At 68.3% G+C, this 20618-nt stretch carries 19 protein-coding genes and 1 pseudogene; 13 read left to right on the top strand and 7 right to left on the bottom strand.

The features are described from left to right. The first annotated feature begins 56 nt into the window (after positions 1–56). Positions 57–1586 (top strand): adenylate/guanylate cyclase domain-containing protein, encoded by a 1530-nt coding sequence (locus G6N47_RS02510; RefSeq protein WP_083130054.1) that lies wholly within the window; start codon positions 57–59, stop codon positions 1584–1586. Here G6N47_RS02510 and G6N47_RS02505 read toward each other — a convergent pair. Then, positions 1583–1891: a WhiB family transcriptional regulator gene (locus G6N47_RS02505; RefSeq protein WP_083130053.1), complete on the bottom strand. Its 309-nt coding sequence runs from the start codon at positions 1889–1891 to the stop codon at positions 1583–1585. The two genes, G6N47_RS02510 and G6N47_RS02505, sit on opposite strands and share 4 nt — an antisense overlap. Positions 1892–2233: 342 nt before the next feature. Here G6N47_RS02505 and G6N47_RS02500 point away from each other — a divergent pair, with 342 nt between their 5' ends. The 5 genes from G6N47_RS02500 to G6N47_RS02480 all read left to right on the top strand — a co-directional run bounded on the left by G6N47_RS02500 (position 2234) and on the right by G6N47_RS02480 (position 5327). After that, a complete protein-coding gene (locus G6N47_RS02500; protein ID WP_083130052.1) occupies positions 2234–3052 on the top strand; it encodes a tetratricopeptide repeat protein in 819 nt (272 codons plus the stop codon). Positions 3053–3140: 88 nt separating this feature from the next. Then, positions 3141–3719 carry a sigma-70 family RNA polymerase sigma factor gene (locus tag G6N47_RS02495; RefSeq protein ID WP_083130491.1) on the top strand — a complete coding sequence of 193 codons (579 nt, stop codon included), beginning with the start codon at positions 3141–3143 and terminating at the stop codon, positions 3717–3719. Beyond that, the gene (locus G6N47_RS02490; protein ID WP_083130051.1) at positions 3712–4617 is read left to right on the top strand and encodes an anti-sigma-D factor RsdA; all 906 of its coding nucleotides are present in this window, start codon (positions 3712–3714) and stop codon (positions 4615–4617) included. Before G6N47_RS02495 ends, G6N47_RS02490 begins: the two co-directional genes overlap by 8 nt. 61 nt (positions 4618–4678) lie before the next feature. Next, complete coding sequence (locus G6N47_RS02485) at positions 4679–4909, top strand: CopG family transcriptional regulator (RefSeq protein WP_083130050.1); 231 nt, start codon at positions 4679–4681, stop codon at positions 4907–4909. After that, entirely contained in the window at positions 4878–5327 is a 450-nt protein-coding gene (locus G6N47_RS02480) for a type II toxin-antitoxin system VapC family toxin (RefSeq protein ID WP_232080107.1), read from the top strand. Before G6N47_RS02485 ends, G6N47_RS02480 begins: the two co-directional genes overlap by 32 nt. Position 5328: 1 nt before the next feature. On the opposite strand, the gene G6N47_RS02475 is transcribed toward G6N47_RS02480, so the two are convergent. Beyond that, on the bottom strand, positions 5329–5742 hold the full coding sequence (locus G6N47_RS02475) for a DUF5319 domain-containing protein (RefSeq protein ID WP_045384891.1): 414 nt from the start codon (positions 5740–5742) through the stop codon (positions 5329–5331). 130 nt (positions 5743–5872) lie between these two features. Between G6N47_RS02475 and guaB the strand changes: the two genes are divergently transcribed. Genes guaB through G6N47_RS02460 form a run of 3 tightly spaced genes read left to right on the top strand, consistent with a single transcriptional unit; the run spans position 5873 to position 10339 of the window. Further along, positions 5873–7438 (top strand): IMP dehydrogenase, encoded by a 1566-nt coding sequence (guaB, locus tag G6N47_RS02470; protein ID WP_372517494.1) that lies wholly within the window; start codon positions 5873–5875, stop codon positions 7436–7438. Between the two features lie 20 nt (positions 7439–7458). After that, positions 7459–8586: a GuaB3 family IMP dehydrogenase-related protein gene (locus G6N47_RS02465; protein WP_179966425.1), complete on the top strand. Its 1128-nt coding sequence runs from the start codon at positions 7459–7461 to the stop codon at positions 8584–8586. A gap of 16 nt (positions 8587–8602) precedes the next feature. After that, the gene (locus G6N47_RS02460; RefSeq protein WP_083130048.1) at positions 8603–10339 is read left to right on the top strand and encodes a GMC oxidoreductase; all 1737 of its coding nucleotides are present in this window, start codon (positions 8603–8605) and stop codon (positions 10337–10339) included. On the opposite strand, the gene G6N47_RS02455 is transcribed toward G6N47_RS02460, so the two are convergent. Then, a complete protein-coding gene (locus tag G6N47_RS02455; protein WP_083130047.1) occupies positions 10336–11214 on the bottom strand; it encodes a TauD/TfdA dioxygenase family protein in 879 nt (292 codons plus the stop codon). The genes G6N47_RS02460 and G6N47_RS02455 overlap by 4 nt on opposite strands. A 68-nt stretch (positions 11215–11282) precedes the next feature. Between G6N47_RS02455 and G6N47_RS02450 the strand changes: the two genes are divergently transcribed. Beyond that, positions 11283–11846, top strand: a complete 564-nt coding sequence (locus G6N47_RS02450) for a TetR/AcrR family transcriptional regulator (RefSeq protein WP_083130046.1) — start codon at positions 11283–11285, stop codon at positions 11844–11846. A 4-nt stretch (positions 11847–11850) separates the two neighbouring features. On the opposite strand, the pseudogene G6N47_RS02445 reads toward G6N47_RS02450, so the two are convergent. Both G6N47_RS02445 and G6N47_RS02440 read right to left on the bottom strand, forming a co-directional pair. Beyond that, positions 11851–14240: pseudogene (locus G6N47_RS02445) on the bottom strand (glycoside hydrolase family 65 protein). Positions 14241–14249: 9 nt separating this feature from the next. Continuing rightward, entirely contained in the window at positions 14250–15008 is a 759-nt protein-coding gene (locus G6N47_RS02440; protein ID WP_179966424.1) for a beta-phosphoglucomutase family hydrolase, read from the bottom strand. A gap of 46 nt (positions 15009–15054) precedes the next feature. Here G6N47_RS02440 and guaA point away from each other — a divergent pair, with 46 nt between their 5' ends. The 3 genes from guaA to G6N47_RS02425 all read left to right on the top strand — a co-directional run bounded on the left by guaA (position 15055) and on the right by G6N47_RS02425 (position 18960). Next, on the top strand, positions 15055–16608 hold the full coding sequence (gene guaA / locus G6N47_RS02435) for a glutamine-hydrolyzing GMP synthase (protein WP_083130044.1): 1554 nt from the start codon (positions 15055–15057) through the stop codon (positions 16606–16608). A gap of 163 nt (positions 16609–16771) precedes the next feature. Further along, positions 16772–17395 carry a hypothetical protein gene (locus G6N47_RS02430; RefSeq protein WP_083130043.1) on the top strand — a complete coding sequence of 208 codons (624 nt, stop codon included), beginning with the start codon at positions 16772–16774 and terminating at the stop codon, positions 17393–17395. Then, positions 17395–18960, top strand: a complete 1566-nt coding sequence (locus G6N47_RS02425) for a DNA polymerase Y family protein (protein WP_083130042.1) — start codon at positions 17395–17397, stop codon at positions 18958–18960. Before G6N47_RS02430 ends, G6N47_RS02425 begins: the two co-directional genes overlap by 1 nt. A gap of 58 nt (positions 18961–19018) precedes the next feature. Here the strand turns inward: G6N47_RS02425 and G6N47_RS02420 are convergent, their stop codons facing one another. Beyond that, positions 19019–19975 (bottom strand): nucleoside hydrolase, encoded by a 957-nt coding sequence (locus tag G6N47_RS02420; protein WP_083130041.1) that lies wholly within the window; start codon positions 19973–19975, stop codon positions 19019–19021. Further along, entirely contained in the window at positions 19972–20616 is a 645-nt protein-coding gene (locus tag G6N47_RS02415; RefSeq protein WP_179966423.1) for a 2OG-Fe dioxygenase family protein, read from the bottom strand. Before G6N47_RS02415 ends, G6N47_RS02420 begins: the two co-directional genes overlap by 4 nt. Between the last annotated feature and the right edge of the window lie 2 nt (positions 20617–20618).

Below are 20618 nucleotides of genomic sequence, written 5' to 3'. Positions count from 1 at the left end.
GAGGGCTGTTCCGCAAAAACCGCAGGTCAGCGGCTATTTGCGTTTAGTCTCCCAGCATGGACCGCATCTTCCAGTGGGTATGGGATCGGTACGGGCCGAGATACTCATGGGCGCTCTGCGCGGTGATGTATCCGCTGTCGCTGCCGGTCTTTTTGCTCTGGTCATTCATTGTTATGGCGTTCGAAAGATCCGGTCACTACGGCGAAGCGGCCGTCTTCACCGTTGTTGCCGTGCTGGTGCGGGCTTACCTGCTGGTCCTTCCTGGCATGAAAGAGATGCGCGCTGTTGAGCAGTGGGCTGCGGGGCGGGCGGCCGATCCGACGACGGTATTGGGCGCGACGTATGCCTATGCCCGGCGTGCGGTTGCCCGAACGGTGGGGACGGATGCGGTGTGGACCGCTTTGTTCACCGTCGGTGTGGGTGCGATCGCAGGGGCAACGGGCTCGCGGTTGGTCCAGTACGCGATCCTGGGCGCCGCGATGGGCGTGGCCAACATGCTGATCTCAGTGCACAGCTTCGCTGAAGGAGCGTTGCGGCCGGCCCGGGTGGCCATCGCCAGCGATACAGGCATCGGTGACTCACTGCCTCGCTCTCGCCCGACTTTCGCCAATTGGACGAACCTGTCCATGGTCATGACAGCGTTCGCGTCTGTCATTGCGGGCGCAATGCTGGCAGCCGTGTTCGATCTGGCCGCGTACGGCCCCGCACTCGCCGTGGCGATAACGTGTGCATACACGCTCGGCGTCTCGATACCGATCGCGGTGGGCGCCTCGTTTTCGCCTATCTTGCAACCGATTCGCGACCTCGCAGCAGGAACCGAACGTGTTGCGGCGGGCGACTACAGCCAACGCCTGCCGGTCGTCCAGGATGACGATCTCGGCGCACTGGCGGCGTCGTTCAACCGCATGCAGGCCGGATTGGCTGAGCGACAACGACTTCAAGCCGCGTTCGGCACCTACGTCGACCCGGCCTTGGCGGCGCGGCTGCTCGAGCAAGGTGACGACCTTTTCACCGGAGAGCGCCGCGAGGTAACCGTGATGTTCGTCGACATCCGCGATTTCACGCCGTTCGCCGAGGCGAACACCGCCGAGGACACCGTCGCCCGACTCAACGCGTTGTTCGAGATCGTCGTGCCCGCTGTTGTCGACGCCGGCGGGCATGTCAACAAGTTCCTCGGTGACGGCGCGCTGGCCGTCTTCAACGCCCCCAACGATCTTGTCCATCATGCCGACGCCGCCGTCAACGCAGCGGTTCTGATTCACCGCTCGGTCGCCGAGCGATTCGGCGGCGAGCTGCGGATCGGCATCGGAATCAACACTGGCCTAGTGATCGCCGGAACCATCGGTGGCGCAGGCAAGCTCGAGTTCACCCTGATCGGCGACACCGTCAACGTCGGCGCCCGTGTCGAGCAGCTCACGAAAACCACCGGTGACGCGATCCTTCTCACCCAGCAGTCAGTCGACGCGCTGGTTTCTCGACCAGTCGGCCTGGCCGACAGAGGATTCCACGCGCTGAAGGGCAAGTCCGCTGCCGTGCAGGTTTTCGGCCTCGAGTTGGCGGGTGACTCGTTTGCGTCCGCTCGCTAAGCGGTGCGGCGGATCCCGCGCGAGCGGCCCATGTCGCGCTTGAGCAACAGGTCACGCTCGGTTTCCGACAGGCCGCCCCAAATGCCGTACGGTTCGCCGACTTCCAGCGCGTGGCTGCGGCACTGCTCGATCACCGGGCAGCGTCGGCAGAGCTCCTTGGCCCGCCGCTCGCGCTGCATGCGAGCACGGCCGCGCTCGCCGTCGGGGTGGAAGAACACCGACGAATCCACACCCCGGCAAACACCCTGCAGTTGCCATTCCCAGATATCCGCGTTGGGTCCCGGTAGCTGTTCCGGCTGTGGCATGGAAATCCCTCTCTACACGCGCATGTGGGGACCAGTTGTGATCGCATAAATCGTCAACTGATTCGAGCGATGTCGCCGATGACTACCCGTCGCCGTTAAAGGTAGGGGTGCCGATGAAATTCCGTCAATAGCACTGCAAGCTACCGAATATCTAACTGTGCCTTGAGAATTTACTTTTCGTTCATCGCTGCGATGCTCTTACTAAGGGTGCTGCATGCTACTGCGAACTCGGTCTATGTCGCGATTTGCCTGTTGGCGCAGGGGTCGGATGGGGCTTGCAATTACCGGCGCCTGCCCAACGGTTAATATCGCCGTAACGCAGAAACCACAGACTTTTAACTAATGCTCACAGTGATTGATATCTCTTCCGATGCGGCTGTCGAATCATCCTTGGCCGCCGCCGCGTTCGGCGACCAACCCGGCCGCTGGCCGCTGCCGACCGCGAGTACGCCGCAGCAGCTCTGGCTGCGAGCGGTCGCCGCAGGCGGGCAGGGCCGCTACGGCAGTGCCCGCAGCGACCTGGCAAAGCTACTGCGCGTCACGGCGACGGGCCGACTCGCCTCGCTGGCCCATAGCACCCAAGGGTCGTTCCTGCGCCAGCTCGGCTGGCACCGACTGGCCCGTGGCTGGGACGGTCGCGCGTCGGCGCTCGCCGGCGATCACCCCGAGGCCGCGGCCGACGCGCTGATCGGGCTGGCCGCCGACGCGCTCGGCATCGGTCGGTTGGCTGCGTCGGCGACGTTGCTGGACCGTGCCGAGCCCCTGGCCAAACAGGCCGGCGTGCCTCGACTGCAGGTGCGCCGGTCGTGGGTCGCTGCCGAGCTGGCGATGGCATCCGGCGACGGCGACACTGCTGTCAGACGCGCCGAAACCGCAATCGAATTGGCGGTGCCGGCAGGTTCGAAGCGCCATCAAACCAAGAGCGAGGTGGTGTTGGCCGCGGCGCTGTGCAGCGCCGGGAACATCGAAAAGGCACGCGCCGTCGGCGACGCCGCGCTGGAAACCACCGCCAATTTGGGGCTGGTGCCGCTGTGCTGGGCGGTGGCATGCTTGCTGGTCGACGTCGGAAGCGCAACGCGCACAACGCAACAGCTACGCGACATCCGCGACGCGTGCGCGCAACAAGTGCGCCACGCCGGAGGCGCTTGGAGCGCGGGCTAACCCGGAAACCGCATATCGCCCCTTATCGTTTAGCTGTGCCACCGCGCCGGGCCACGTCCGGTTCGTAACGTTGGAGATGCCGCGGTCGATGACAATCCAAGAAGAACGTCTCGACGCTGTTGTCGCGGACGCCGTGGCAGGAGATCGGGACGCGCTTCGCGAAGTGGTGGAGACGATCCGCCCGATCGTCGTTCGATACTGCCGCGCGCGGGTGGGCACGGTCGAGCGGGGCGGCCTCTCGGCTGATGATGTGGCGCAGGAGGTGTGCTTGGCGGCCATCACGGCGCTGCCGCGCTATCGCGATCGCGGACGCCCCTTCCTGGCCTTTGTGTACGGCATCGCCGCACACAAGGTGGCCGACGCGCATCGTGCCGCCGGCCGCGACCTTTCGTATCCCGCGGAGACGCTGCCGGAGCAGCGGTCGGTCGAGGCGGGACCTGAGGAGGTGGCGATCGAAGCCGACTCTGTCGTCCGGATGAACGAACTGCTCGAGGTGTTGCCGGACAAGCAGCGCGAGATCCTGATCCTGCGCGTGGTGGTCGGGCTGAGCGCCGAGGAGACCGCCACGGCCGTCGGCACCAGCGCCGGCGCCGTCCGGGTGGCACAACACCGCGCGTTGGCGCGGCTGAAGTCCGAGATCGTCGCGGCGGGACGTGACTATGCCTGATTTCAGTCAGCCGGACCTGGCCGCAGTGGCACGCACCGATCGGCTACTCGACGCGCTCGCCACCCGAAGCCCGGTCGACCTCAGTGAACCCGGCGACGAGGCGCTGGCCGCGCTGCTGGCGGACTGGCGCGACGACTTGCGGTGGCCACCGGCGAGCGCACTGGTGTCGGACCGAGAGGCGCTCGCGGCGCTGCAGCAGGGGCTGGCCGAGCGGCCGCCCAACCGTCGCCGCCTGGCCCTGGCCGGGTCGGTGGCCGCAGCCGTGCTCACGCTCGGCGGGTTCGGCGCCATGGTGGGCGGCGCCCAGCCCGGTGACGCGCTCTTCGGCGTGCACACGCTGTTGTTCGGTGAGCCGGCCTCGGTGCACGACGACCGTGTCGAGCTGGCCGCCAAAACCGAGATCGAGCAGGTCCAGCAGATGATCAACCAGGGTCAGTGGGCCCAGGCCCAGGACAAGCTCGCATCGCTTAGTACCAGTGTGCAGAGCGTCAACGACAGCACCCGTAAACAGAATCTGATCGACCAGGTGAACCAGCTCAACGCCAAGGTCTCCACCCGCGATCCGAACGCGACGGCTGCCCCCAGCTCTGCGCCGAATCCCGTTGTGGCACCGGCAACTTCGGCCACTACGACTTCGGTGAGTGCCTCCGAGTCCAGTTCCGAACCAACGACGACGCCGACGTCGCTTCCGACATCGACGACCACGTCGTCCACTCCGGCCACGAACACGTCGACGGCATCGGAGGCTGCAACGACGTCACCGACGTCAACCAGCGCAACCACCACTTCGGTCAGCGCGTCGCCGAGCCCCGAGCGCGCCACCACCCAGCCGTCCACGGCCGCAGCAACTACGCCCAGCCAACCGACATCCTCGGCGTCCACGTCCACCAGCCCCTGACGCGGGGCATTGCGATGCAGCCAGTCATGCATCGTGATGCGTAGCTCGATATCATGGTGTTATGCGAACGACCGTGGTGCTCGATGACGATGTAGCCGCCGAAATCGAGCGTCTTCGCCGCAGCGGAATAGGACTTAGCAAGGCCCTCAACCTGTTGGCGCGACGAGGCATGGCCACAGCGAGCATCGCCTCCAAGACGGTCAACTATCAGCACCGAACCGCGAAGATCGGGCTGAAGGTTGACGTCACAAACGTCGCAGATGTGCTCGATCTACTCGACGATGATCGTTGATGCGAACCTGTTGCTCTATGCGGTGGACGAGAGCAGCAGGCACAACAAAGCGGCCGCAACCTGGCTAGAGGAAACGCTTCACGGTGATAACCGAGTGGGACTGCCGTGGCAGACCATCGGAGCTTTCCTCCGGATCGTCACGCATCCGCGAGTTACCGAGAACCCACTACCGGCCGCCGACGCGTGGAGCTACGTCGAAGACTGGCTCGCAATCCCCGTGGTCTGGATCCCACCCGCGACGGACACCACTGCACGGGTTTACGCGAGACTCTGCGCACAAGTCGAAATCACGGGCAATCTTGTCCCTGACGGACAGCTGGCGGCGCTCGCAATCGAGCATGGAGTCGAATTAGCTTCCGCGGATGCAGATTTCACGCGGTTTCCTGGCCTGCGTTGGATCAATCCGTTGGCCGCGTGACTCAGCGGCGCCCGTGGAACCCCTCGGTGTCTGACGTCGCCTCGTTCAGCGAGGCGTCGGCGTACCCGCGGCAGTAATCCCACGTGACGTAGGCGTCCGGCTCGGGGTCGTAGGCCGGCTCGTGCGGACGGACCGTGCCGTCGACCAGCAGCTGCAGCAGATTGGCGCGCAGCATGTCCCAGTCGTGGTAGTGGTCCTGCTGGCACTCGTCGCAGCAAACTACCAGCCCGCGAATCCCCTTGTGCGCCAACAACGCCTCGTAGACCGCCAGGTCAGCCAGGTCGGCTTCCACCGCCATCCGCTCCTGAGGGTCCAGGGGCTGACCCGGCTCGACGGCGTCCAGCGCCGCCGACGGATCACACGGGTCGTCGGCAAACGGGTCGGGCGGCAAACCCGGTGGGAGGTAGTCGCGCACGTCTCCACATTACGCAGCCCCACTGGCATCGCGCTAGCGGATCACCGGCCGCCCGGCGCGCGTCGTCGCGGGTGCGGGGTGAGCCGATAGGATGGGATTCTCACCCCGCCTGCGTATGGAGGACCCGGCGATGTCCACCGACGACCTCATTGTCAGCCCGTACGCCCGCGTCGGTGGGATCCCCGAGGATGCGGTGCCTACCGGCGGCGACGATCCGCACAAAGTCGCGATGCTGGGCCTGACTTTCGACGATGTCCTGCTGCTGCCCGCGGCCTCCGATGTGGTGCCCGCCACCGCCGATACCTCCAGCCAGCTCACCAAGAAGATCCGGCTGAAGGTGCCGCTGGTCAGCTCGGCGATGGACACGGTCACCGAGTCGCGGATGGCGATCGCGATGGCCCGCGCCGGCGGCATGGGCGTGCTGCACCGCAACCTGCCCGTGGCCGAACAGGCCGGGCAGGTCGAGACCGTGAAGCGCTCCGAGGCCGGCATGGTCACCGACCCGGTCACCTGCCGGCCGGACAACACGCTGGCCCAGGTCGATGCGATGTGCGCGCGGTTCCGGATCTCCGGACTGCCGGTGGTCGGCGACTCCGGCGAGCTGGTCGGGATCATCACCAACCGCGACATGCGCTTCGAAGTCGACCAGTCCAAGCAGGTCGCCGAGGTGATGACCAAGGCGCCGCTGATCACCGCCCAGGAAGGTGTTACCGCCGACGCGGCGCTCGGCCTGCTGCGGCGGCACAAGATCGAGAAGCTTCCGATCGTCGACGGCCGCGGCCGGCTGACCGGGCTGATCACCGTCAAGGACTTCGTCAAGACCGAGCAGCACCCCAACGCCACCAAGGACAGCGACGGCCGACTGCTGGTCGGCGCGGCCGTCGGCGTCGGCGACGACGCCTGGGTGCGCGCCATGACCCTGGTCGACGCCGGTGTCGACGTGCTGGTCGTCGACACCGCGCACGCCCACAACCGGCTGGTACTCGACATGGTCGGCAAGCTCAAGGCCGAGGTGGGCGATCGCGTGGAGGTGGTCGGCGGCAACGTCGCCACCCGGTCGGCGGCCGCGGCGCTGGTCGAGGCCGGCGCCGACGCGGTCAAGGTCGGGGTAGGCCCCGGGTCCATCTGCACCACCCGGGTGGTCGCCGGCGTCGGCGCCCCGCAGATCACCGCGATCCTGGAGGCGGTGGCGGCGTGCGGCCCGGCAGGTGTGCCGGTGATCGCCGACGGCGGGCTGCAGTACTCCGGCGACATCGCCAAGGCACTGGCCGCCGGCGCGTCGACGACCATGCTCGGGTCGCTGCTGGCCGGCACCGCCGAAGCGCCCGGCGAGCTGATCTTCGTCAACGGCAAGCAGTACAAGAGCTACCGCGGGATGGGATCGCTGGGGGCCATGCAGGGCAGGGGCGAGGGCAAGTCGTACTCCAAGGACCGCTACTTCGCCGACGACGCTTTGAGCGAGGACAAGCTGGTGCCCGAAGGCATCGAAGGCCGCGTGCCGTTCCGCGGGCCGCTGGCGACCGTGATCCACCAGCTCACCGGCGGCCTGCGCGCCGCGATGGGCTACACCGGGTCGGCCACCATCGAAATGCTTCAGCAGGCGCAATTCGTCCGGATCACCGCGGCGGGCCTCAAGGAAAGCCATCCGCACGACATCACGATGACCGCCGAAGCGCCCAACTACTACGTGCGGTGAACGGGTCGCACATGCGTGACATGGTCGAGATCGGCATGGGCCGCACCGCCCGCCGCACCTACGAGCTCGCCGACATCAACATCGTGCCCTCGCGGCGCACCCGCTCCTCGCAAGACGTCTCGACAGCCTGGCAGCTCGATGCCTACCGGTTCGAAATCCCCGTCATCGCCCACCCCACCGACGCGCTGGTGTCCCCGGAGTTCGCCATCGAGCTCGGCCGGCTCGGCGGGCTGGGCATACTCAACGGCGAAGGGCTGATCGGCCGGCACGCCGACGTGCAGGCCAAGATCGCCCAGGTCATCGAGGCGGCAGAGAAGGAGCCCGAGCCGTCGGCAGCGATCCGGCTGCTGCAGCAACTGCACGCCGCGCCGCTGGACCCCGAGCTGCTGGGCGCCGCGATCGCCCGCATCCGCGAGGCCGGGGTGACCACCGCGGTGCGGGTCAGCCCCCAAAACGCCCAGGCGCTGACCCCGTCGCTGCTGGCTGCCGGGGTGGACCTGCTGGTCATCCAGGGCACGATCGTCTCCGCCGAACGCGTCGCGAGCGACGGCGAGCCGCTCAACCTCAAGACGTTCATCGCCGAGCTCGACGTGCCCGTGGTGGCCGGCGGCGTGCTCGACCATCGCACCGCGCTGCACCTGATGCGCACCGGCGCGGCCGGCGTCATCGTGGGCTACGGCTCGACGCGCGGCGTGACCACCAGCGACGAGGTGCTCGGCATTTCCGTGCCGATGGCCACCGCGATCGCCGACGCCGCCGCCGCCCGCCGCGAATACCTGGACGAAACCGGCGGCCGCTACGTGCATGTGCTGGCCGACGGCGACATCCACACCTCCGGCGAGCTGGCCAAGGCGATCGCGTGCGGCGCCGACGCGGTGGTGCTGGGCACCCCGCTGGCCGAGGCGGCCGAGGCGCTCGGCGACGGCTGGTTCTGGCCGGCCGCGGCCGCGCATCCGTCGCTGCCGCGCGGCGCGCTGCTGCAGGTCGCGATCGGGGAGCGCCCGCCGCTGCGGCAGGTGCTGAACGGGCCGTCCGACGACCCGTTCGGCTCGCTGAACCTGGTCGGCGGCCTGCGCCGCTCGATGGCCAAAGCCGGCTACTGCGACCTGAAGGAATTCCAGAAGGTCGGCCTGACCGTCGGCAGCTGAGAGCTAGGCTGGCCGGGTGGAACCGGATTACGACGTCCTGATTATCGGTTCGGGTTTCGGGGGCAGCGTCACGGCGCTGCGGCTGACGGAGAAGGGCTACCGAGTCGGGGTGCTCGAAGCCGGCCGCCGCTTCGCCGACGACGAGTTCGCCAAGAACTCGTGGCATCTGCGCGAGTTCCTGTGGGCGCCGAAGCTGGGTTGCTACGGCATCCAGCGCATCCACCTCCTGCAGAACTGCATGATCCTGGCCGGCGCCGGGGTCGGCGGTGGATCGCTGAACTACGCCAACACGCTCTACGTCCCGCCGGACCCGTTCTTCAACGACAAGCAGTGGAGCGGCATCACCGACTGGCGTGCCGAATTGATGCCGCATTACGAGCAGGCGCAGCGGATGCTCGGCGTGGTGACGAACCCGACTTTCACCGACGCGGATCGCGTGGTCAAGGAGGTTGCCGACGAGATGGGGGTGGGCGACACGTTCGTGCCGACCCCGGTCGGCGTGTTCTTCGGGCCCGACGGCACCAAGACGCCGGGCAAGACGGTGCCGGACCCCTACTTCGGCGGCGTCGGACCCGACCGCACCGGCTGCCTCGAATGCGGATCGTGCATGACCGGATGTCGCTACGGCGCCAAGAACACGCTGGTGAAGAATTACCTCGGCCTCGCGGAAACCGCTGGGGCACAAGTCATTCCGATGACGACCGTAACCGGGTTCGAGCAGCGGCCCGACGGGATGTGGGAAGTCCGCACCGTACACACCGGGCGCTGGGTCCGCCGCAAGCCGCGCACCTTCACCGCCAAGTATCTGGTGCTGGCCGCGGGGACGTACAACACGCAGAAGCTGCTGTTCAAGATGCGCGACAAGGGCAAGCTGCCCAAGCTGTCGCACCGGCTGGGCGAGCTGACACGCACCAACTCCGAATCGATCGTGGGCGCCGGGCGCCTGCAGGTCAGCCCCGACCTGGACCTGACGCATGGGGTGGCGATCACGTCGTCGATCCACCCGACGTCGGACACCCACATCGAACCGGTCCGCTACGGCAAGGGCTCCAACGCGATGGGCCTCCTGCAAACCCTGATGACCGACGGACCCGGCCCCGAAGGCACCGACGTGCCGCGGTGGAAACAGCTGCTGGAAAACGCCCGGGAAGACCCGCGCGGCACATTACGGCTGCTCAATCCGCGGCGGTGGAGCGAGCGCACGGTGATCGCTTTGGTCATGCAGCATCTGGACAATTCGATCACCACGTTCACCAAGCGCAACCGGCTCGGCATTCGCCGCTATACCAGCAAGCAGGGCCACGGCGAGCCCAACCCGACGTGGATCCCGGTCGGCAACGAGGTCACCCGCCGCATCGCCAAGAAGATCGACGGCGTGGCCGGCGGCACCTGGGGTGAGCTGTTCAACATCCCGCTGACGGCGCATTTCCTCGGCGGCGCGGTGATCGGCGAGGACCCCGAGCACGGCGTCGTCGACCCGTATCAGCGGGTCTACAACTACCCGACGCTGTCGGTGCACGACGGCGCGGCCATCTCGGCGAATCTCGGTGTCAACCCGTCGCTTTCGATCACCGCGCAGGCCGAGCGGGCCGCGTCGCTGTGGCCCAACAAGGGTGAGGACGACCAGCGTCCGCGCCAGGGTGAGCCGTATCGCCGCCTGGACCCGATCGCCCCGAGGAACCCTGTGGTACCCGCCGACGCGCCCGGCGCGCTGCGGTGGCAGCCCACCGAGCCGACCCGTTCGGCGGGCTAACTCGCCACGGCCTCCAACGGCGCGCCGCTGACCACCCGGCTGCGCTGCCCGTGCACGTCGACGGGCACATCGCCCATCAGGGTGACCCGATGCATGAGGCGGTGCTGGTCGTCGTAGTCGTCGACGGCGCGGTGCTGGGTCGCCCGGTTGTCCCAGATCGCGACGTCGCCTGGTTCCCAATTCCAACGGATAGTGTTCTCCGGCACGGTGATTCGCCGTTGCAGCAATTCCAGCAGCAGATGCGACTCGTGACTGTCCATGCCGAGGAAGCTCCGCACGAAATCGCCCGCGACCAAAGTTCGTTCACCGGTCTCGGGGTGTACCCGCACGACGGGATGCTCGGTGCGAAAGTCCGGTTTCTCGAATACCTCCCGAAACGCGCGCTGCTCGTCGGACACGGCGTCAGCGGCGACGTAGTCATAGCGATTGCTGTGCAGCGCCCACAGATTCTCAGCGAGGTGCTTGAGCGGTTCGGGCAGCGCCGTATAGGCGGCCGCGGTCGAGGCCCACAGCGTCGAGCCGCCGTAGCTCGGCAGGGTGACGGCGCGCAGGATCGACGCCGCCGGGTAGTTCGCCACGAATGTCACGTCGGTATGCCAGCGGTTCGCCTTGCCGTAGTCGGAATTGATCGGCGTGATGACCGGTGCGTTGTCCGACTTGATCGCCGGGTGGCCGATCGGAGTGCCCAGCAGCCGCGCGAACGCGAGCTGCTCGGCGTCGTCGAGGTGTTGCTGGCCGCGGAAGAAGATCACCTTGTGGCGCAGCAGCGCCTGATGGATCGCATCGGTGGTGGCGGCGTCGAGGTCGCCGCCCAGGCGCACACCGTCGATCCGCGCTCCGATGCGGCCGCCCAGCTTGGTCACGGTCAGCGTCATTGAAGTCGTCCTCTCGATCCGATGTGTAGTCACCTGACTACACCAGGGTCGTACGCTACTGTAGTCGCATGACTACAGCCGGGTCAAGGGCCAACCGGGCGCCCGTCGGCCGGGAACAGGTGGTGGCCGCCATCCTGAACGCCGCGTCGGATCTGTTCGCCGAGCGCGGTCCGGCGGCGACGTCGATCCGCGACATCGCTGCCCGGTCAAAGGTCAACCACGGCTTGGTGTTTCGCCACTTCGGATCCAAGGAACGACTGGTCGGTGCCGTGCTCGACCACCTGGGAACGGCCACGACCGCACTACTCGAGACCGACGCGCCGCCGCCGGAGGTGGAGCGGGCCCTCGACCGGCATATGCGAGTGATTGCCCGCGCACTGCTCGACGGCTACCCGGTGGGAGAATTGCAGAGCCGGTTTCCGGGTATGTCGCACCTGTTGGACGGGGTGCAGCCGCGACACGACAACGACCGCAGCGCGCGTCTGGCCGTGGCCAATGCCGTTGCGATGCAACTGGGTTGGCGGCTCTTCGAGCCGTTCCTGCGTTCGGCGGCGGGCCTCGACGAGCTGCCCGACTCAGACCTGAAAAATGCCGTCGGCGCCGAGGTCGCGCGGGTTCTCGAACCGCACTGACGCGCTAGGGTCCCATCGGCGGGGCAGCCACCTGCACCCGGGCCAGCGTACGCCGATGGGTGGGCTCGCGGCCCGGCGGCTGGGGCGGCGGCGGCAGCAGCGGTTCGCAGGGCTGCAGCTGGAGTGTCGTCGGCGACTCCGGGCTGAGCTCGAGCTCCTGGCCGGCGTGGCGGATGGTCAACGTCCCGTCGGGCCCGTCGCGCAGGGTGTAGGTGACGTCGCGGTGGGTGATGCTGACGGTGAGGCGAGATCCTCTCCAGCGCAACCGAAATCGCAGACAAGCGATTCCGTCGGGAAGGTGCGGGTCCAGCGACAGCACACCCTCGTCGTCGCGCAGGCCGCCGAACCCGCCCACCAGCGCCGTCCAGGCGCCGGCCAGTGACGCCATATGCAGGCCGTCGCGGGTGTTCGCGTGCAAGTCGCGCAGGTCTATCAGCGCCGCCTCATAGGCGTAATCATGGGCCAGCTCGAGGTGTCCGACGTCGGCGCACATCACCGCCTGGGTGCACGCCGAGAGCGACGAGTCACGCACCATGCGCCGCTCGTAATAGTCGACGTTGCGCGCCTTCTGCTCGGGGGTGAACGCATGGCTTTGCCATTGCATGGCCAGCACCACGTCGGCTTGTTTGATCACCTGCGCCGGGTACAGCCGCACATACGGCGCGTGCAGCAGCAGCGGATAGGTGGTATGCGCCTCAAAGTCCCACTCCGCCAACGTGGTAAAGCCTTCACACTGCTGGTGCACACCCAATTCCTCGTCGTAGGGGATGTGCGCGTCATCGGCCGCGGCTCGCCACGCGGCCATCTCCTCGGTGCTGACTCCCAAATCGTGTGCGGCCAACGGGTGACGGGCGCACGCATCGGCGGCGACCCGCAGATTGTGCGCCGCCATCAAATTCGTGAAGACGTTGTCGCGGACCACCGCGGTGTACTCGTCGGGTCCGGTGACGCCGTCCAGATGCCAAATACCGTGCCGGTCATGGTGTCCCAGCGACAACCACAGCCGCGCGGTTCGACCAGCACCGTCAGCCCGCACTCCTCCTCCAGCGAATCGTCGCCGGTGACAATGCGGTACCGCTCGAACGCCATCGCAATGTCGGCGTTGACGTGCCAGGCCGCGGTGCCGGCCGGCCAGTAACCCGAACACTCCTGGCCGCGGATCGTGCGCCACGGAAACGTCGCCCCCTCGAGGCCGAGTTCGGCCGCCCGCTCCTTGGCCAAATCCAGGATCGACGCGCGCCACCGCAGCGCGTCGGCCGCCGCGTACGGCGCGGTGTAAGTGAGCACCGGCAAGACGAAACCCTCGGTGTCCCAAAAGGTGTGGCCGTCGTAGCCGCTGCCGGTCAGGCCCTTGCCGGGAATGGCGCGACGTTCGGCGCGAGCGCTGGCCTGCAGCACGTGGAACAGCCCGAAGCGCACCGCCTGCTGGATGGCCGGGTCGCCCTCGACTTCGACGTCGGCGCTGTCCCAGAACTCGTCGAGATACTTGCGCTGGGCGTCCACCAGGCCCTGCCATCCGCTGTAGCGGGCGCCGGTCAAGGCGGCCGCCGCCTGGTCGCGCAGCGCGGGCCGCGAGCGCAGACTCGACCAGCCGTAGGCCAGATACTTGACGATGCGCAGCTTCTGGCCGGGCCGCAGCCCGCAGATCACCGTGGTGCGGGCCACGTCCGCCCGGGCCTCGGTGGAAACCTCGACCCGGCCCGGCACGTCCACCTCGTGGTCCATTACCGCGGCCATCATCAGTTCACTGGCCTTGGTCCGGTGCATCAGCAGCGAGCGGTGTTCGGTGTGCTCGTGCTCGACCGGTTCCAGCGGGTGCTCCAGGATGGCCGCCACCCGCGGATCCCCGGATGTCTGTGGCTGGTCCTCGTTGGCGACGAGCTCGGATTGCACTGTGACACGGACGAATTCGTCGACCGCTTCCACGACGTACTCGATGGCCGCGACGCTGCGCTGGGCCAGCGACACCAGCCGGGTCGACGTCACTTTCACCTGCTTGTCGGCCGGTGAGCGCCAGTGTGCGCGGCGGGTGAGCGTGCCGGCCCGCAGGTCGAGGCATCGCTCGTGGTCGATCAGCTGGCCGTAGCGGACGTCGAACGGCTCGTCGTCGACCATCAGCCGGATGAGCTTGCCGTTGGTGACGTCGACGACGGTCTGGCCGGCCTCCGGATAGCCGTAGCCGGCCTCGGCGTAGGGCAGTGGCCGCACCTCGTAGAACGAGTTCAGATAGGTGCCCGGCAGCCCGTACGGCTCGCCCTCGTCGAGGTTGCCGCGCAGCCCGATGTGCCCGTTGGACAACGCGAACAACGACTCCGACTGCGCCAGTACGTTCAGGTCGAGGCGGGTTTCGCGGACCTGCCAGGGTTCGACGGGAAAGGATTCCTCAGTGATCATGGTCGGTCCCTACAGCAGATCGGCCAGGTCGGTGACGACGACGTCGGCGCCGTTGCGGCGCAAGTCCTCGGCTTGGCCCACTCGGTCGACGCCCACCACGAACCCGAAGTTACCTGCCCGCCCGGCGGCCACCCCCGACAGGGCGTCCTCGAACACGGCCGCCGCGCCCGGCTCGACGTCGAGCAACTGCGCTGCCCGCAGAAACGAGTCGGGCGCCGGCTTGCCGGCGATGTGCTCCTCCCGCAGCGTCACCCCGTCGACGCGTTGGCCGATGAACCGGTCCAGCCCGGTGATCTCCAGCACCTCGCGGGTGTTGGCGCTCGACGACACCACCGCGGTGGCCAGCCCTGCGTCGGCCACCGCCTCGAGATAGCGCCGCGACCCGTCGAAGACCTGGACGCCGTCTGTCTGCAGCGTCTGCTGGAACGCCTCGTTCTTGCGGTTGCCCAGGCCGTGCACGGTCTCGGCGTCGGGCGGGTCGTCGTCGCCGCCGTCGGGCAACTCGATGCCGCGGCTGGCCAGAAACGACCGCACGCCGTCCTCGCGCTTTTTGCCGTCGACGTATTGGCGGTAGTCGCTTTCGGGATCGAACGGGACAAACGGCTCGCCGGTGCGTTCGGCTCGCTGTTTCAGATACGCGTCGAACATGGCCTTCCAGGCCTTGGTGTGCACGCTCGCGGTGTCGGTGAGAACACCGTCGAGGTCGAACAGACACGCGTGCACAGTTTCCGGCAAACCCAGCACAGCAGACCCCCTCGTTTTTGGCAGTACTACTCCACCATGTCCGTTGTCGGCTCGCCAATAGACTGTTCCGGTGGACTCAGCATCGCCCCGCCCCGTGCTGGTTGTCGATTTCGGCGCGCAGTACGCCCAGTTGATCGCCCGCCGGGTACGCGAGGCCCGGGTGTTCTCCGAGGTGATACCGCACACCGCCTCGCTCGAGGAGATCAAGGCCCGCGACCCGCAGGCGCTGGTGCTCTCCGGCGGGCCGGCCAGCGTGTACGCCGAGGGCGCGCCGCAGCTCGATCCTGCGCTGTTCGACCTGGGGCTGCCGGTGTTCGGCATCTGCTACGGGTTTCAGGCCATGGCCCAGGCGCTCGGCGGCACCGTCGCGCCCACCGGCACCAGCGAGTTCGGCCGAACCGAGCTGAAAGTCCTTGGCGGCGAATTGCATTCGGGTCTGTCGGATGTTCAGCCGGTGTGGATGAGCCACCGCGACGCCGTCACCGCGGCACCGCAGGGGTTCGAGGTGGTGGCTGCCAGCGCGGCTTCTCCCGTGGCCGCCTTCGAGGACCGGGCCCGCCGGCTGGCCGGCGTGCAGTACCACCCCGAGGTGATGCACACCCCGCACGGTCAGCAGGTGCTCAGCCGGTTTCTGCACGACTTCGCCGGTCTGGGCGCGGACTGGACACCGGCCAACATCGCCGGCGCACTGGTCGAGCAGGTGCGCGAACAGATCGGCGACGGCCACGCGATCTGCGGGCTGTCCGGCGGCGTGGATTCGGCGGTGGCCGCCGCGCTGGTGCAGCGGGCCATCGGCGATCGGCTGACGTGTGTGTTCGTCGACCACGGGCTGTTGCGCGCGGGGGAGCGCGCCCAGGTGCAGCGCGACTTCGTCGCCGCCACCGGAGCTCATTTGGTGACCGTCGACGCCGCCGAGCGGTTCCTCAATGCGCTGTCGGGGGTGACCAATCCCGAAGGCAAGCGCAAGATCATTGGCCGCCAGTTCATCCGGGCCTTCGAGGGCGCGGTGCGGGATATTGTGTGCGACAAGGAGATTGAGTTCCTGGTGCAGGGCACACTCTACCCGGACGTGGTGGAGTCCGGCGGCGGCGCGGGTGCGGCGAACATCAAGAGCCACCACAATGTCGGCGGCCTGCCGGGCGACCTGAAGTTCAAACTCGTCGAGCCACTGCGGCTGCTGTTCAAGGATGAGGTGCGCGCGGTGGGGCGGGAATTGGGGCTCCCGGAGGAAATCGTTGCGCGCCAGCCGTTTCCGGGTCCGGGCCTGGCGATCCGGATCGTCGGCGAGGTCACCGCGGCGCGGCTGGAGACCTTGCGGCGCGCTGATTCGATTGCTCGCGAGGAGCTGACCGCGGCGGGGCTGGACAACCAGATCTGGCAGTGCCCGGTGGTGCTGCTGGCCGACATCCGCTCGGTGGGCGTGCAGGGCGACGGCCGCACCTACGGGCATCCGATCGTGCTGCGACCGGTGTCCAGCGAGGACGCGATGACCGCCGACTGGACCCGGGTGCCCTACGAGGTGCTGGAGCGCATCTCGACGCGGATCACCAACGAGGTCGCCGAGGTCAACCGCGTGGTGCTGGACGTCACCAGCAAACCGCCCGGCACCATCGAGTGGGAGTAGGTTTTCGCGCGACACTTAACCCGTTGCGACGACACGCCGACGAGGGTCGCGCTGGGTTAAGTCTGGGCGAATTCGGCCGCGGTCCGAAGCCACAGAAACACCATTTGCCCCAGCAGTAATCCGTTTCTTGACGGTTGTCGGTCCTCGAACATACATTCGATACATGACGGCCGCCGTGGTAGTCCAAGATCGCGCTGACCAGCTGAAACAGCTGCGACGGCAGATGGCGGCGGTGTCCGGAAAGGTCGGCTCCCGGGGACCGTCGCCGGAACCGGAGGCCGGGCTGCCGATCCCGCCGATGCTGGCCGAGGTGTTGCCCGGCGCGTTGCCGCGGGGGACGGTGGCGGTGCTGTCGGGGGCCCGGTCGCTGCCGCTGAGCATGGTGGCCGCAGTGACGGCCGCGGGCGGCAACGCGGCAATCGTCGGCCAGCCCGATATCGGGTTGCTGGCCGCCGCGGAGATGGGGGCGGACCTGAGCCGGCTCGCGGTGATACCGGACGCCGGAACCGACCCGGTCGAGGTGGCCGCGGTGCTCATGGACGGCATGGATGTGGTGCTGCTCGGGCTCGGTGGACGCTCGGTGCCGCAGAGCCGGGCGCGGGCGGTGGTGGCCCGCGCGCACCAGAAGGGCTGCACCCTGCTGGTTACCGACGGCGACTGGCAGGGGGCGTCGATGCGACTGGAGGCCCGGGTCTGCGGGTATGAGACCGGCGCGCCCGGCTTTGGCCGGATCAGCAAGGTGCGACTCGACATATCTGGCCGAGGGCGAGCGATACGGGCCGGGTAATGGCCTCCCGGGTACTGGCGATCTGGTGTATGGACTGGCCGGCGGTCGCCGCGGCGGCGGCCGCCGGTCTGCCCGCGACGGCTCCGGTCGCGGTCACGCTGGCCAACCGGGTGATCGCCTGCTCGTCGGCTGCCCGTGCGGCGGGCGTGCGACGGGCGCTGCGGCGCAGAGAATCTCAGGCCCGATGCCCGGACCTGCACGTGGTGGCCGCGGATGCCGACCGCGACGCCCGCTTCTTCGAAGGCGTCGTCGCTGCGGTGGACGACCTGGTGCCCCGCGCCGAGGTGCTGCGGCCCGGGCTGATGGTGTTGCCGGTGCGCGGGGCGGCCCGCTTTTTCGGCTCCGAGCAACAGGCGGCCGAGCGGCTGGTCGACGCGGTGGCCGCCGCCGGCGTCGAGTGCCAGGTCGGGATCGCCGATCAACTGTCTACCGCCGTCTTCGCGGCCCGGGCTGGCCGGGTCGTGGCACCGGGCGAAGACGCGCGGTTCCTGTCGGCGTTGTCGATCCGCCAACTGGCCACCGAGCCCAGCCTGTCCGGTCCGGGCCGCGAGGAGCTGGCGGACCTGTTGTGGCGGTTGGGGATTCGCACGCTTGGGCAGTTCGCCGCGCTGTCCCGCAGCGACGTGGCGTCCAGGTTCGGCGCCGACGCGGTGACCGCCCACCGGTTCGCCCGCGGCGAGCCGGAGCGCGGGCCGTCCGGGCGTGAGCCGCCGGCGGAACTCGACGCCGTGCTGCATCCCGACCCGCCGATCGACCGGGTCGACGCCGCGGCCTTCGCGGGACGCTCGCTGGCTGCCGCGTTGCATCAGGCGTTGATGTCCGCCGGGGTGGGCTGCACCCGGCTGGCCATCCACGCTGTCACCGCCAACGGCGAAGAACTCCAACGGGTTTGGCGTTGCGCCGAGCCGTTGACCGAGGACGCCACCGCCGACCGGGTGCGCTGGCAGCTCGACGGCTGGTTGAACAGGCGCACCGTCGAAGACCGGCCCACCGCGCCGGTGACCCAGCTGCGGCTGCAGGCGGTGGAGGTGGTCTCGGCGGGGGCGCTGCAGCTGCCACTGTGGGGTGGTCTCGGCGAGGACGACCGGCTGCGGGCCCGACGGGCGCTGGTGCGGGTGCAGGGCCTGCTCGGTCCGGAGGCGGTGCAGGTGCCGGTGCTGTCCGGCGGTCGCGGGCCCGCCGAGCGCATCACGCTCACACCGCTGGGCGACGAGCCGGTGCCGCAGGCCGACCCGCGCCGGCCCTGGCCGGGGCAGTTGCCTGAACCGTCGCCGACGGTGTTGCTCGACGACCCGGTGGAATTGCTTGATTCCCAAGGCAATCCGATCCGGGTGACCAGTCGCGGCTTGTTTTCCGCCGACCCCGCACGGCTGGCCGCCCGCGGCCGTGACGACCCGTTGCGCTGGTGGGCCGGACCGTGGCCGGTCGACGAACGCTGGTGGGATCCCGACCGGGCCAAGGGCCGCACAGCCCGGGCCCAGGTGCTGGTCGGCGGCGACCCCGGTAAGGCGCTGCTGCTGTGCTACCGCCGGCGGCGGTGGTATCTGGAGGGGATTTACGAATAACCCAGCGGCGCCGAGCGTGAAACTGTTGCGAAAAAAGCGTCGAAATCTCGCAACAGTTTCACGTTCGGGGTGTCAAAGAGTGCGCGAGCGCGCCGACCCGGTCGATGAACCGGTCGAAGAACACGTCTGGGTCTACGCCAACGCCGATGAGCGCGTTGGGTTTTCGACCCCACCGCCCTGTCCAGTCGGTGACCGTCATGCCGCGGGTCAACGTGCCGGCGAGCTCGACGTCGACGGTCGCCGGCCGCGTCGTCACCAGTTCGGGATCTAGCGCCACCGCGGCGGCCAGCGGGTCGTGCAGGTGCGCCAAATACCCGTGGCCGGCGGCGTCGTGGGCCTCGAAGTAGAACCGCATTGCGTCGTCGATGAATCGGATCAACGGACCCGTCGTCCCCAACCGCGCCAGGTGCTGCGGTGTCATCGCAATGTGCTGAGTCAGATCCAATCCGCACAAGATCGGATCAGACCACGCCGCGAACACCTCCGCCGCCGCTTCGGGGTCCACGTGGATATTCCATTCGGCCACCGGGTTGGTGTTGCCGCGGTAGTCGTAGGCGCCGCCCATGATCACCAGCCGGCCCAGCAGCGACGGCAGCTCGGGCTCGGCGCGTAATGCCAGCGCCAGGTTGGTCAGCGGGCCGGTGGCCACCCCGATCAGCTCTCCCGGATGGGTGCGCGCCGCCCGTACCCAGGCCGTCGCGGCGTCATAGCCGACCAGCCGACGATTACTCGCGGGCAACGAGGCATAGCCTAAGCCGTTGGGCCCGTGCGCTTTTCCGGGCGGGCACATCGGGCAGTTCAGCGGCTGGCCGGCGCCCCTGGCCACCGGAATGTCGGGCGCGCGGCACAGGTCGAGCAGAGCGAGGTTGTTCTGGCAAACCTGGTCTACCCCAACGTTTCCCCCGGTCGAGGCGATGCCCACCAGGTCGGCCTCCGGGCTGGCCAGCAGATACACCAGGGCCAGCGCATCGTCGACTCCGGTGTCGACGTCGGCGAAGATCGGTAATGCGGTCACGCGAACGTGATTACCAGAACGTCGCGCACTGCGGGCGCTGACCGGTCAACCGGCCGGATCGGCGAGACGCCGTGCACGGTGCGACGGTCGTCGCCCAGCAGCAGCGTGCCCGGCTCGGACAGCGTGGTCGCCAGCAGTTGCCGGCCCGCACCGTCGAACACCGTGCTTTCGCCACCGATCGCGTTGCGGCGGTCGATCAGCAGCGAGGTGACCAGCGTGACCCCGTCGCGGTGCAGCCCCTCGGGCGTGGGCCGCCCGTCGCCATCCGCCGATGCGACGACCCGGAACGGATGCACCTTGACCGTCCACTGCGCAACGTCGTCAAGCGCCGTCGCGAACCGGCCCAGCAGCCGCAGCAGCCGCCGCAACACCGGATCGCGAGCGAACGCCTCTGTCAGCGGCTCGAAGTGGCGATCCCGCTCGACGTAGAGCGGGTTGGAGTCGTGTGGCTGCACGAACGCCCCGGTGGGCATCGGCGTGGCGACGCCGTCGGTGAACGTGTAATGGCCGTAGCGCCGCAGCCGCTGAATGCCCAATTCTGCCGCGTAGGGATCCGGGGCCAACTCCTCCCAGTGCGCGGCGAACCCGGTCCACACGTCCTCGTCGACGCCGAGGCCGCGCGCCACGTCAGCAGGCGACATCA

The organism is Mycobacterium branderi, from assembly GCF_010728725.1.
Taxonomy (GTDB): Bacteria; Actinomycetota; Actinomycetes; order Mycobacteriales; family Mycobacteriaceae; genus Mycobacterium; species Mycobacterium branderi.
Note: the sequence above shows the minus strand (reverse complement) of the source record. Positions and strands in the feature narration are given on the sequence as shown.